This is a genomic window from Shewanella algicola, from assembly GCF_014648035.1.
Lineage (GTDB): Bacteria > Pseudomonadota > Gammaproteobacteria > Enterobacterales > Shewanellaceae > Shewanella > Shewanella algicola.
In genome coordinates this window covers 34,835-47,476 of the sequence record NZ_BMQI01000006.1, presented here as the reverse complement: position 1 = coordinate 47,476, position 12,642 = coordinate 34,835, and the positions used below count along the sequence as shown (strand labels likewise).

The 12,642-nt window shown below is 42.2% G+C and carries 14 protein-coding genes; 10 read left to right on the top strand and 4 right to left on the bottom strand.

The window, feature by feature from the left end; all coding sequences use genetic code 11:
* Window positions 1-39: 39 nt before the first annotated feature.
* Window positions 40-1,257 carry a cyclic di-GMP phosphodiesterase gene (locus tag IEY42_RS04075; RefSeq protein ID WP_188924067.1) on the top strand — a complete coding sequence of 406 codons (1,218 nt, stop codon included), beginning with the start codon at window positions 40-42 and terminating at the stop codon, window positions 1,255-1,257.
* On the opposite strand, the gene IEY42_RS04070 is transcribed toward IEY42_RS04075, so the two are convergent.
* Both IEY42_RS04070 and IEY42_RS04065 read right to left on the bottom strand, forming a co-directional pair.
* Window positions 1,229-2,371 carry an acyltransferase family protein gene (locus IEY42_RS04070; RefSeq protein WP_188924066.1) on the bottom strand — a complete coding sequence of 381 codons (1,143 nt, stop codon included), beginning with the start codon at window positions 2,369-2,371 and terminating at the stop codon, window positions 1,229-1,231. The genes IEY42_RS04075 and IEY42_RS04070 overlap by 29 nt on opposite strands.
* A gap of 120 nt (window positions 2,372-2,491) precedes the next feature.
* The gene (locus tag IEY42_RS04065; RefSeq protein WP_188924065.1) at window positions 2,492-3,400 is read right to left on the bottom strand and encodes a LysR family transcriptional regulator; all 909 of its coding nucleotides are present in this window, start codon (window positions 3,398-3,400) and stop codon (window positions 2,492-2,494) included.
* A 115-nt stretch (window positions 3,401-3,515) separates the two neighbouring features.
* Here IEY42_RS04065 and IEY42_RS04060 point away from each other — a divergent pair, with 115 nt between their 5' ends.
* On the top strand, window positions 3,516-4,166 hold the full coding sequence (locus IEY42_RS04060) for a peroxiredoxin-like family protein (protein ID WP_188924064.1): 651 nt from the start codon (window positions 3,516-3,518) through the stop codon (window positions 4,164-4,166).
* Between the two features lie 109 nt (window positions 4,167-4,275).
* Window positions 4,276-5,442, top strand: coding sequence for an MFS transporter (locus IEY42_RS04055; RefSeq protein ID WP_188924063.1), 1,167 nt, complete (start codon window positions 4,276-4,278; stop codon window positions 5,440-5,442).
* Between the two features lie 34 nt (window positions 5,443-5,476).
* Here the strand turns inward: IEY42_RS04055 and IEY42_RS04050 are convergent, their stop codons facing one another.
* Window positions 5,477-6,433, bottom strand: coding sequence for a Gfo/Idh/MocA family protein (locus IEY42_RS04050; RefSeq protein WP_188924062.1), 957 nt, complete (start codon window positions 6,431-6,433; stop codon window positions 5,477-5,479).
* 88 nt (window positions 6,434-6,521) lie between these two features.
* On the opposite strand from IEY42_RS04050, the gene IEY42_RS04045 reads away from it, so the two are divergent.
* From IEY42_RS04045 to IEY42_RS04030, 4 genes are all read left to right on the top strand, one after another.
* Window positions 6,522-6,773, top strand: a complete 252-nt coding sequence (locus IEY42_RS04045) for an amidohydrolase family protein (protein ID WP_188924061.1) — start codon at window positions 6,522-6,524, stop codon at window positions 6,771-6,773.
* A gap of 118 nt (window positions 6,774-6,891) precedes the next feature.
* Window positions 6,892-7,929, top strand: coding sequence for an NAD(P)H-hydrate dehydratase (locus IEY42_RS04040; protein WP_188924060.1), 1,038 nt, complete (start codon window positions 6,892-6,894; stop codon window positions 7,927-7,929).
* Window positions 7,930-7,963: 34 nt separating this feature from the next.
* On the top strand, window positions 7,964-8,104 hold the full coding sequence (locus IEY42_RS04035) for a hypothetical protein (protein WP_188924059.1): 141 nt from the start codon (window positions 7,964-7,966) through the stop codon (window positions 8,102-8,104).
* Between the two features lie 15 nt (window positions 8,105-8,119).
* On the top strand, window positions 8,120-8,536 hold the full coding sequence (locus tag IEY42_RS04030; RefSeq protein WP_188924058.1) for a porin: 417 nt from the start codon (window positions 8,120-8,122) through the stop codon (window positions 8,534-8,536).
* Window positions 8,537-8,587: 51 nt separating this feature from the next.
* Here IEY42_RS04030 and IEY42_RS04025 read toward each other — a convergent pair whose 3' ends face one another.
* On the bottom strand, window positions 8,588-8,761 hold the full coding sequence (locus tag IEY42_RS04025; RefSeq protein WP_188924057.1) for a hypothetical protein: 174 nt from the start codon (window positions 8,759-8,761) through the stop codon (window positions 8,588-8,590).
* A 499-nt stretch (window positions 8,762-9,260) separates the two neighbouring features.
* On the opposite strand from IEY42_RS04025, the gene IEY42_RS04020 reads away from it, so the two are divergent.
* From IEY42_RS04020 to IEY42_RS04010, 3 genes are all read left to right on the top strand, one after another.
* Complete coding sequence (locus IEY42_RS04020) at window positions 9,261-10,265, top strand: ABC transporter substrate-binding protein (protein ID WP_188924056.1); 1,005 nt, start codon at window positions 9,261-9,263, stop codon at window positions 10,263-10,265.
* A gap of 95 nt (window positions 10,266-10,360) precedes the next feature.
* Window positions 10,361-11,260 (top strand): ABC transporter permease, encoded by a 900-nt coding sequence (locus tag IEY42_RS04015; protein WP_188920639.1) that lies wholly within the window; start codon window positions 10,361-10,363, stop codon window positions 11,258-11,260.
* Window positions 11,253-12,575: a quaternary amine ABC transporter ATP-binding protein gene (locus IEY42_RS04010; RefSeq protein ID WP_188924055.1), complete on the top strand. Its 1,323-nt coding sequence runs from the start codon at window positions 11,253-11,255 to the stop codon at window positions 12,573-12,575. The genes IEY42_RS04015 and IEY42_RS04010 overlap by 8 nt, the downstream gene beginning before the upstream one ends.
* Window positions 12,576-12,642 lie beyond the last annotated feature (67 nt).

Genomic DNA, 12,642 nt, shown 5'->3' with positions numbered 1-12,642 from the left:
TATATTTGATGTTGATTAATAGCCTCAAGGAACCGATCTATGCTGATTGAACATGACATTACTGACGTACAAGTTGGGATGTATGTGGTCGAGATCACCGAGCCTAAAGATACATTTACACTGACTAAGCCAGGCGTGCTTAAAAGTGAACGTGTTATTGAGGCATTAAAACGTAAATCGGTTACTAAATTATTAATTGATACGAGTAAAGCTGTAATCATTGACGAACAAACTCAGCCAGAAGTCAGCCGACCAACGGTTAAGCAACCTCAACAAGTATCACCCGCACGCCCAATAACCAAACCTAATTTCTTTAATCAAGAAATCGTTAGAGCGCGCCAGGTATTTAACGAATCAAAAGATATTCAAAAAAAGCTGTTTCATAATGCGCAACATGGTTTGCCATTAGACATGGATCCGGTACAAAAAATTACCACTGAATCAACCGACCTGATTTTTAACAACCCCAACGCCCTGTCGTGCGTGATTAACATCCGCAATAAAGACGAATATTTATTGGAGCATTCGGTATCAGTATCAGTATTGATGACCATGTTTGCGGTGTATAAAAAAATCGACAAGGACATTGTTAATCAATTAGCGGTTGGCGCATTTTTGCATGATGTGGGTAAAATCATGATCCCTGACCGGATTTTAAATAAACCCGATAGACTGACTGAAGATGAGTTCCATATTATGAAGACTCATGCCAGTTATTCGATTGAGATCATGAAAAGCACACCGGGGATCAGTCCATTAAGTCTAGAAGTCGCTAGCTTACATCATGAAAAACTCAACGGTGAAGGCTATCCTTTTGGCGTCCCTGCTGAAAAAATTACCATATATGGCAGAATGATCAGTATTTGCGACATTTTCGATGCGCTGACATCACACCGTTGCTATAAAGAAGGTTATGCTCAGGTTAAAGCCTTTAGCATATTGCGAGCCTTGGCAGACAAAAATGAACTCGACAAAGATTTAGTCGACGAATTTATCCGCTGTATGGGGGTTTACCCTGTCGGCGCAGTGGTGCAGTTAGAATCCAACAGATTGGCCATTGTACAAGGTCACAACACTAAAGATCCTATCCGCCCATTAGTCAAACCCTTTTATCATTTAAAGCCGGATCACTTTGAAGTTGGCCAGAAAATTGACCTGGCGACTGTCACCGACGATTTAATTGTCAAGTGCGTTCGAGCTGACGATTACAATCTCAATATGGAACAAATTATTGAGTTTCTGGCCCACGAGGGTTAAGTTTTTTTAGGCCAAATAAATAGCGCATCAGGTTAAAAGGTTTTATGACCCAATAACACAGTGCTACACAAATAATAAAGGCGCTAACAAGTAAACTGAGCGATTTAATCATTATTCCCGCCTGCCACTGCACGATATAAAACGCCAACATCACAATGACAGTTTGATGCAAAATATAAAATGGGTAAATGAGTTCATTGGTTTGCTGTAGCCAGGTTGGTGTTCTGTTAATGTACGCACTGGCAAACCCTACCATGGTTAATAAACCCGACCATGACACCATGGTGCACACCCACCACCAAATTTGCCACCGAGCCGTTAATGACAAATACGGGCTTAAGTCTGGCGAATAATAATATGCATAAAAGAGTAACGTGCTAATGAGTAGACTGATTAAGTAGGTGCGACGATGCAAAGCTAATGTTTGCCAAACCTGTCCGCTGTATATAAAGCTCATGCCTGCTAAAAAGAAAAACAGATAAAATAAACTCAATGATAGGTTTTCAATATGATGGCTGTCATCAGGCATTAAGTATTTTGCCAACCCTCTCACTATGACCAACACCAGCCCTAACGATAATAATCCATAAGGCGACTGACTCAGGCGTTCAAGCCATTTAAGCCACACAGTCCCCGTTGCGCCATCTAAAAAGCATTTAAACGGTATAGCCAGTAACATAAATATCAGCAGAAATTCGATAAACCATAAATGATTGTTATCAAACGACCACATAAGTTGGCTATAAGCCGATAACAATGACTCATAATCGGCGATATTTTCGAAATAGTTTTGCGGCGGTACAATCAATATCATCCCCACCAATAATGGTATAAATAACCGATGAAATTTACTGATCATAAATGACTTTGCAGACATTTTTTGCAGTAATAATAAACTACCTGCCCCTGCAATAAAAAATAACGCTTGCAGCCTAAGCTGTTCAAAATAAACCATAATATCGTCAAGCACTGTGCTGGACTCATTATTCATAACATGCCAGCCATCACCATTGAATGGCATAAAGACATGATGCAAAAAAACAGCGAAAATTAATATCACCCGTAACCAATCAAGCTCAGAATAACGTCTAATTTGGGGTAAAACCTTGTCCATAATCAATGCCTTCCTCTGGCTTATTCGTGTAATTATTGCCGTGATAGTATGCCGATAACCATCGGCAATAAGGCTATTTTAGGGCATAAGTAGCATACAGCAACATCACCCCAGTTTTTATTAGGCCATACTTTTTGCAATGCTTGGTTGATTAGCGATGACTAGCGCCACAAAGGCATCGACCGTGGCGCTGTGATTGGTTGACTTGACATGCAACTGCGTCGCAATGGATTTGTGCGCATCAGTAAGCGTTAAAAAATGGCAACCTTGGCTGTATAATTTACTAATACAATACGGCGCGATGGCGACGCCTAAGCCTGCGGCCACCTCGGTTAATAAGGTTTGCATATGCCGAGGCTGACTCACGATATTGGCTGAAAACCCTGCTTGTTTACACAACATAATAGTGTCATCAAACAAGCCGACGGCTTCATCTCGATGGAATACAATTAATTTTTGTTGCTGTAACTGGCTCAATGCGATTTGAGTGTATCGTGCTAAAGGATGATGTGCTCCCACAACGGCCACAAGCTTGTCGATATAGATATCTTTACTGCTAAACTCATCTTGAATACCTGCAGGTAATGGCCGAGAAAAACCCACATCAATACTATTTTGTTTAAATGCTTCTATTTGTTCTGTCGCGGTCATCTCAAATAAGCTGACATGCACATCTGGGTATAACTGCGAGTAACTGCGAATAAGATCCGCCATAAAACTTAAGCAGGCAGAACTTAAATAGGCAATGTTTAATTCACCCACCTGCCCTTGCTCTGCTCGCTTTACCTGGCTTTTTGCTTTTTCTGCCAAGGCAATAATCTGTTTGGCATCATGCAGTAACTGCTCGCCTGCTGTCGTTATCATCACTTCACGCGAGTTACGAATAAACAACAATACTCCAAGTTCATCTTCCAGCATCGCAATATGCCGGCTAATGGCGGGTTGCACAGTATTGAGCTCGCGCGCCGCGCCAGAAAAACTTTGATGTGCTGCCACGCTGATAAAGCTATTAAGCAATTTAATATCCACACCACACCCCTATGCGTTTTTACTATAGATTCCATCAAATAATAACATTTTTGTTATGGCTTATTTGTGATTATTCTACAACCAATAAGATTACAAGCGTTAAGAGGAAAATACGATGCAAAGCTTACAACAGCAAACAGAAGCAAAAGTCGCAGAAGGAAGACAAAAGAACCCTGCCTTTATGCAAAAGGTTGACGAGATAATTGCCCAGTCAAAATCGTTTCAACAAGGTAGCGACGCCTTAAAACTGGGGCAAAACGCACCTACGTTTTCACTTCCCAATGCAAATGGCCAAGCCGTTTCACTGGCCAATTTATTGCAAAAAGGCCCGGTTGTAGTGACATTTTATCGAGGCAGTTGGTGCCCTTATTGCAATTTACAACTGCGCGCATTGCAAGCACGCTTGAGTGATATTAATGCCCTCGGTGCCCAGCTTGTTGCTATTAGCCCTCAAATCCCTGACGGGTCAATGACCCAAGATGAAATCAGCAATATGGATTTTGAGGTGTTGTCAGATCAAGACGCAAAAGTTGCGGCGCAATTTGGCGTTGCGTGGCAAGTCCCAGCGTTTCTGAGTGAGCATATGCGCGTGGATCGCAAACTCGATTTAGAAACTATCAATAATGGTAACAGCAGTATATTGCCCATTCCGGCAACATTTGTCATTGACCATGAGGGTAAGATTGCTTGGCGTTTTGTCGATGTTGATTACCGTACCCGCTCAGAGCCAGACGACATTATCAACGCACTAAAAGCATTATCTTAACGCCCAGTCTTAATCAAACGACCTAGCACAAGACATTCATTCGCAAGGTCGTTTCTATCTAACCATTGATTGAATGGACCATTGTTCGACTATTTCACAGGTAATACCCATGTCTCATTTATCTAAATTGGGCAGTTATACGCTGCTGTGTATCGCTAGCCTCACCATTATGGTTGGCGCCCTTGTTGCGCCCGGATTAATCAGTATATCCAATGCCTTGGGCATCAATGAATATGCGGTATGGTTGGTGACATTTCCGGCATTAGGCGCGGTAATATTTGCCCCACTCGCAGGTAAATCAATTGATAAATTTGGCGCTTATCGCTCACTTATCATCGGTTTGATACTGTATGGCGCCTTAGGCTTTGCCGTATATTGGCTACAAGGCCCCTGGTTTGTATTGTCTAACCGTATTTTATTAGGCGGCATTACGGCCGTGGTGATGGCAAGCAGTACGGTATTGATCTCGCAGTGGTATGTAGGTAATGAACGCCTGAGCATGATTGCCAAGCAAGGCATGGCGATTGAACTTGGCGGGGTTTTATTTTTGTTTTTGGGCGGCAAACTGGCCAGCTTATATTGGGCTTATCCGTTAAGTCTATACTTAGTTGCTTGGTTATTTTTACTGATGCTGTTGCTATTTGTGCCACGAAAATCCCCCTCTCTCAGCGATGAAACACAAGGCAATGCCCCGCAGGCTCAACAAGGCTTGTCACTTAAGCAAGTGTATCTATTTGCCACATTGGCAATGGTGGTATTTTTTACCGCCATTGTTCAATTGCCAAATAGCATGGCACAACAAGGCTTTAACGAGGCAGTTGTAGGCAATGTATTAGCATTTATCTCATTGGTTGCCGTTGTTGCAGCGCATTTTATGCCAAAAGTGGTCAAATACATGAGCACAACGTATTTACTCGCGGTTGCATTTGCAGCTTATGCCCTAGCCCATATTGTTTTTGCCAATGCCGATGGCATGCCATTGTTATTGGTGGGAGCAGTATTTGCGGGAGTTGGCTTTGGTTTTAGCATTCCTTTACTTAACCATATGACAGTAGAGAAAAGTGCAGCCAATGTTAGAGGTAAAAATTTATCCTATTTTACCATGGCAGTGTTTGGCGGGCAGTTTATTACCTCTTTTGTTGAGTTTATTCCTGGTGGAGTCGCGACGAGTTTTTATAGCAGCATGTTATTAGCCAGCCTAGTCACGCTGGCATTAGTTATCATGCAATACAGCAACAATAAACGCATTAATCAGTTCACAACGGGCAATACATAAACAATGTGCGGCAGCCGTTTTGCTTGTAATCATCTTAAATTAGCGCTTTGACGCGTGCCAGTTGCGACTGAAACAACACGCTATCTTGATGCGACACGATATCGCTTTGGGCTACCCCTAAAGCGACTAATCGACAGGCTTCATCGGCTTCAAAGTGATAACCCAACGAATGGCGATTATCGGCATATGAGTCAACTAAATCATCGAGATGATATAAATGACACTCTGATGCTCTAAATGCATCTGGAATAACGATGTAGCCTTTATCGCCAATTAAATAGGCATTATTACTTAATCGACATTGAAATGAACTTGCGAGACTTACCGCAACATGTTCACTTTTACCGATAATAATCACATCATCTTCAACACCCGTTTCACATAGCTGGGCTTGCACATATAAATCATCGATATCGGCGGCTAAAAAGTAGTCAGCAATAGCTAACGGGTAAATGCCCATATCAAGTAAACAACCACCAGCCAATTGTGGATTATATTCACGGCCATTTGGGCTGAAAGGAATGGGATAACCAAAGTCGACTTTGACATGTTTAAGCTGGCCGATTTTACCGTCATCGAGCCACTGCTTGGCTTGCTTCATTGCCGGTAAAAAATAGGTCCATAAGGCTTCCATTAACAGTAACCCCTTTTGTTGTGCCAATTGGCACAACTGTTGGCACTCTTCAACTGACACTGTCATTGGTTTTTCGCACAATACATGCTTACCCGCCATTAAGGCATCATAAGCTTGTTTAAAGTGAAAGTTATGTGGGGTGGCGATATACACAATATCAACATTAGGATCGTCAAATAACGCTTGGTAACCCTGGTATGATTTATCGGCCCCATATTGTTTTGCAAACGTATCGGCATCCGCTTGCTGACGAGCGGCAACGGCATATAAATGGCTTTGTGGTGAGAAAACCAGATCCTGACAAAATAACGCAGCTATTCGCCCTGCACTCACAATGCCCCAGTTTATTTTTTTCATGAACACTCCATTTCAATGTCGGTTAATCCGCGTTACGTTAATGTCGAAATAAGCTTCATATTAGCACGTCGCAATATAATGGCTGTACATGACCACCATAGGCGGAGCAACATCATTAAGCATCGACGACAAAGTCGGTAACTTTATGCCCGGTAAAGAAGTCGATTTTGTGGTGTTAGACTGGGCCGCTACCGATTTACAACAGCTGCGCTTTAGCTATTCAAGTGGCATTGAAGACAAACTGTTTGCGCTTATTATGCTTGGTGATGACCGTAACATCTTTGAAACTTTAGTTGTAGGTAAGTCGGTGTACCAACGCGATACGCTTAACCCTAGATAAAGATTAATATGCATAAATGACAACAACTTACCTTGTTGTCATTTTATGCGTTAGCGCACAAAAATTAACCACACTTATGTTATGGTTACTATCAGATGTTAATTTTAGGGGTGCTAATATGCAAACTCTCGCCAAAGAATACATCACGTCACTGTTACCTGAGCGCCCTAATAATAGCCATAAAGCGACCTTTGGCCATGTGCTGAATATTGCAGGTTCAATGCACTACCGCGGCGCTGCGTATTTATCGAGTCTATCAGCACTAAGAGCAGGCGCAGGTTACGTGACACTGGCCAGCAGCCCTGGTGTTTGTCAGAGCGTAAGCGCATTAACGCCCAACATTGTCATGCGGCCATTACCGACTCGTCCCGTTATTTACGCCGAACTCAGTCCGCAAATGACTGATTCTGTGTCTATCGAATTACAATCAATTGATACTGAATCTATTGATGAAAAAGCCGTAGTACAGTTACATGATTTATTAGAGAAAGCCTCGGTTATCACGGTCGGCAGTGGTCTCAGTATTGGCCAAAGTAAAGATGAGTTTAACGCCTCTACAGCACAGTTAAGCGCAATGGCAATTGCTGAGGGCAATCATGGGTTTTTCTTTGCCTTGCTCAGCGAACTGCAAAATCGCCCCCAAAGTATGGTATTTGACGCTGATGCGCTCAATTTTATCAGCCATTTATTACACCATTCACAACGAAAACCACAAACATCGTTTAGGTTGCCTAAAAACAGTATTATTACTCCGCATCCTAAAGAGTTAGCACGCTTACTTAATATTGACGTTGAAGTCATTCAAGCCGATCGCACTCATTACGCGACATTAGCCGCAAAACAGTTACACGCTATCGTGGTATTAAAAGGTCATAATAGCGTGATAAGCGACGGTGAATACGCCTTTATTAATCCCACGGGTAATAATGCCCTCGCGAAAGCGGGCAGCGGCGATGTGTTAACTGGCATTATTGGCGGATTTTGTGCTCAAGGCCTTAGCCCATTAAATGCAGCTTGTCTTGGGGTATATTTGCATGGTTTAAGCGGTGATTTAGCCGCACAAGCTTTAAGCGAATATTCGGTGCTTGCCAGTGACTTACTTGAGTATATCACGCAAGCCATTAAGCAAATTGAAGCAATTACGCCCGTAAATTAATAACTATTTAGCCCCTGCCATTAATAACCCCTGAGTGACAGGCAGACTCACCTGGGCATTAGTTGATGATGACAATAACTTTTTCCATCTCTGTTCGGCGTTAAGTGAGCAACAACTCGGTGGCGATGAATTTAGAATTAACGAGCCTTTAGAAGTATATTCAAGTGACTCATGACTATAAGGCACTCGCTTGGACGCTGAAGATATGTCATTAGCCAGTGTTGAGTTAATGTGTCAGTACCTAGGTTTTGTCTCTATGGCTGAATGGATTAAAACCGATATCCACGACCCCACTCGTGGAACCTACTATTGTCAAGGCGGATATTACCAAATGACTTACCCACTGTCGGGGAAAAATCGTCATTATAAAAATGGAAAATTAGCCACCATTAAAGCCGAACATGGCTGGGAACTTACCTGGCGGATGAGTCAGTTTGAATTAGAACAGGAAAACCGTAAGGCTCAAACATTTGTCGTTGGGGTAAACTATTTAGTCAATCAAGATTTAATGTTTAAAGCTAACTTTATACGAGCAAAACGTCGAGACGAAAGTGTGGCAGAAGGTTATGACAATGCATTTTCGTTTCGTGCGCAATACAGTTTTTAATGCGCTAAAGCTTGAATAACATGCGTTTTTTGTTGCCGCATGTTGCCATTATCATGATTGTCTGCGAGCACGCGTAGACTTAATAATGCCAAGCCAAAATGCGATTTCAAGCAGTACGCCCATAGTAATAAACGCCACGGCACCTGTTGCACTGCCAACAGAATAGCAAACCAGGGCTAAGCAAACTAATGCCCCCAATAATAAGTATTTTATGACGTTACTCATATTCACCCCTCATCACGTTATCCATTACCGTTAAGCTTTCTCAAGGTTTAGCTTATCAGAGAGTGAATCTTATACGGATTAACTTTGATTAATCTATTATGACTAAACGCTATATTCAGCCACTGTCGTCGCGTACCCCTTACCGTGATCCGCGGACACTTGGATGACACAAATTGCTCATTTATGACACGCCACATTGGGTTAATAATACAATGATTAACACATAATCATTTTAGAACGGAACAAAATAGATTTAGCACTAACTAATATCATATAGAGCAAATACATAAGCCTAAACTCACAAAAGGTTAAATTTGTTAAATAAGCTTTAATTATGTTAGATTAAATCATCTTAATTGCATTTTTAGCGTATTTTTTAAGCTGAAATATTAAGGCGACAAAAAGTCGATTTGATTAGCAACAAACCAACTAGTTTGAACTCTAATAATTTACACCGCGCAATTTCACAATAATTCTAACCTTTGGCACGGAGCTCTATATGAAAAACATATTATTAATTGGTGGATTACTGCTCAGCAGCACCGCCTTTCAAGCCGCAGCAGAAGAACAATGCGGTACCGTTACCATTGCCGACATGAATTGGAGCTCTGCTTCATTAATTGCCAATGTTGACCGCTTTATCTTAGAGCATGGATATGGTTGCGAAGCCAGACTCACACCAGGTGACACCATGCCAACCAGTACCTCTATGGTCGAAAAGGGTCAGCCCGATATTGCGCCAGAAATCTGGTGGAATAATGTAAAAGAATTAATGGAGCGTGGTATTAGCGAAAAACGCCTAGCCGTTGCCGGTCATTCATTAGCTAATGGTGGCGAAGAAGGATTTTGGGTGCCTAAATACATGGTCGATAAAGACCCAAGCCTAAAAACGATTGAAGGCATTATTGCTAATGCTTCACTGTTTACTAACCCAGAAGATCCGGAGCGCAGTGCCTTTTATGGTTGCCCTGCAGGATGGGGTTGCCAAATCACCGCCACCAATCAATATCGCGCCTTAAAACTTGATGCTGCAGGGTTCGATTTAATTAACCCTGGTTCTGGTGCTGGGTTATCGGGTTCTATTGCCCATGCTTATCAGCGTCAACAGCCTTGGTTTGGTTATTACTGGGCTCCTACAGCTATTTTGGGTAAATATGACATGGTAAAAGTCGAATTTGCTAACGAAAGCGATATCGAGCACTTCCGTAACTGTATTTCAAAAGAAAACTGTGCAGAACCAAAAGCCACCATGTATCCAGCGGCATTAGTGCAAACAGTCACAACTGCAGACTTTGCTAAAAAGTCTACGTTTGCATTTAGCTACCTTGGCAAACGTTCATTTACCAATGCTCAAATGAACCAACTGTTGGCGTGGATGGAAGAAAACCAGGCGGACGGTCAGATAGCTGCAGAAGAGTTTATGATTAACCATAAAGACATTTGGAGCCAATGGGTTCCTGCAGATGTTGCGGCTAAAATTGATTCTGCTGTATCAAACTTGTAATGAACAACTATGCGAGGCTTGCAGCTTAACAGTTGTTTCGGCCTCGCTTTTTAGCCCCTTCTTGACTTACCCCGATAAAAATAACAGAGGTAGTAATGGCTGACTTTTCTTGGTTCAGCAAATTTCCGAAGTTGGATCGCTCAACTTTGCTTGAAATTCGCAAGTATTTGGACAGTGCCTTTCTGGACTTTTCGCGTGAGTATGGCGACAGCATTGAAGCTTTTTTTGATCCCCTACTCGATTTTCTTATTTGGTTTGAAAAACTGTTAGTCCAATCCCCTTGGTGGGCAGTATTACTGTGTATTACAGGCCTAGTTTATGCGGTTAGCCGTTCATGGAAATTATCGTTAAGTGTTGTAGTCTCGTTTTTACTCATAGGCTACCTAGGCATGTGGGAAGACACCATGCGCACCCTCAGTATAATCACTGTGTGTACAATCTTAGCCATTGTACTTGGGGTCCCCATAGGTATTTTAATGGCTCGCAGTAATCGTACTCAGTCAATCGTTACCCCTGTACTCGACATTATGCAAACCATGCCAGCATTTGTTTACTTAATCCCTGTAGTGATGTTATTGGGTATTGGTAAAGTTCCTGGGGTTATCGCGGTAGTAATTTATGCAATTCCGCCAGTAATTCGTTTAACCAATTTAGGCATTCGCCTAGTAGACAAAGAAGTACTTGAAGCCGCAACAGCTTATGGTGCCAACCCAATGCAGCGCTTGCTAGGAGTGCAATTACCTCTTGCCTCACCCACCATTATGGCCGGTATCAACCAAACCATTATGATGGCATTAGGTATGGTGGTTATCGCTTCAATGATTGGTGTTAATGGTTTAGGTCAACCTGTACTGAAATCAATTACTAACCAGTATTTCACGCTGGGACTTTTCAACGGTTTAGCGATTGTTGCTCTGGCCATTATTTTTGACCGGGTTTCACAGTCATACGCTAAACGTTCGATGAAACATATACAGGGTGAAAATCATGACTAACGGATCAGCAGCACAACCATTTATTCAAATTAAAGATCTGTATAAGGTCTTTGGTAAAAAATCAACCAGTGTCATGCCGATGGTTAAAGAAGGCTTGTCTAAAGACGACATCCTGGCAAAAACCGGACATACCGTTGGCCTTAAAGCCATTGATCTTGATATCGATAAAGGTGAGATCTTTGTCATTATGGGGCTGTCGGGATCAGGTAAATCCACATTAATCCGCCACTTTAACCGCTTGATTGAGCCTACCGAAGGGCAAATCCTGGTTGAAGGCATTGATGTAATGAAACTCAACATCAAAGAGTTAGAGCAGTTTCGTCGTAATAAAATGGCCATGGTATTTCAACGCTTTGGTTTAATGCCTCATAAAAATGTCCTTGAAAATGTCGCTTACGGTTTGAGCGTGCAAGGCGTCGACAAACCCACTCGAAATGCTAAAGCCACTAAATGGCTCGAAACCGTTGGTCTAGCCGGCTATGAGGCGCAATACCCATTGCAACTTTCAGGTGGACAGCAACAGCGCGTCGGCTTAGCAAGAGCATTGTGTACTGATGCTGAAATCTTGCTAATGGATGAAGCGTTTTCGGCCTTAGACCCGCTGATCCGCAGTGAAATGCAAGAGCAGCTCATTGAACTACAAAAAGACTTACATAAAACCATTATTTTTATTACCCATGATTTAGATGAAGCGCTACGTATTGGTGACCGTATTGCAATCCTTAAAGACGGTAACCTAGTGCAAGTCGGTAAACCGGTTGATATTTTGCTTAACCCAGCAGACGACTATGTTGAAGCGTTTGTAAAAGATGTTAACCGACCTCGAGCTCTGACCGTTGAAACCGTAATGAAGCCACCTGCTTATCGGTTAACGGCTGACACCATTGGCGATGCGCTCAAACAAATGAAACGCATTCCAGATAACTACGCCTATTACGTTAATGATGACGGGTTTCAGGGTGTAGTGTGTCAAGACGCATTAGAAGATGCGGTAAAACTGGATAAAGAAACATCGATGGATGATTTTGAGCTAGAAGATCTACCGCCAATTTCACCAGATGCGTTACTTGAAGGCATTATCCCAGCCACGATGGCGTCTGACTTCCCTATTCCAGTGGTTGACGCTGAGGGCGATTTGCAAGGACAAGTTTCTCGAGAGCATTTAGCTGAAGTGTTATCTGATTTTTACAATGAAGAAACTGATGAAACTGAAAGTGAAAAAGTTGCAGCAGTGACCGAGAATAACGAATCAAAATCACAGCCATCTAAAAAGCAACCTAAACAAGACTCAGAAGATACGCATGCAAAATCATAATTTTTATTGAGTGAGTAATAAAAAAGCTATTGCTCTTCAATGGCTTTTTTATTTTTATCAGTCAGTC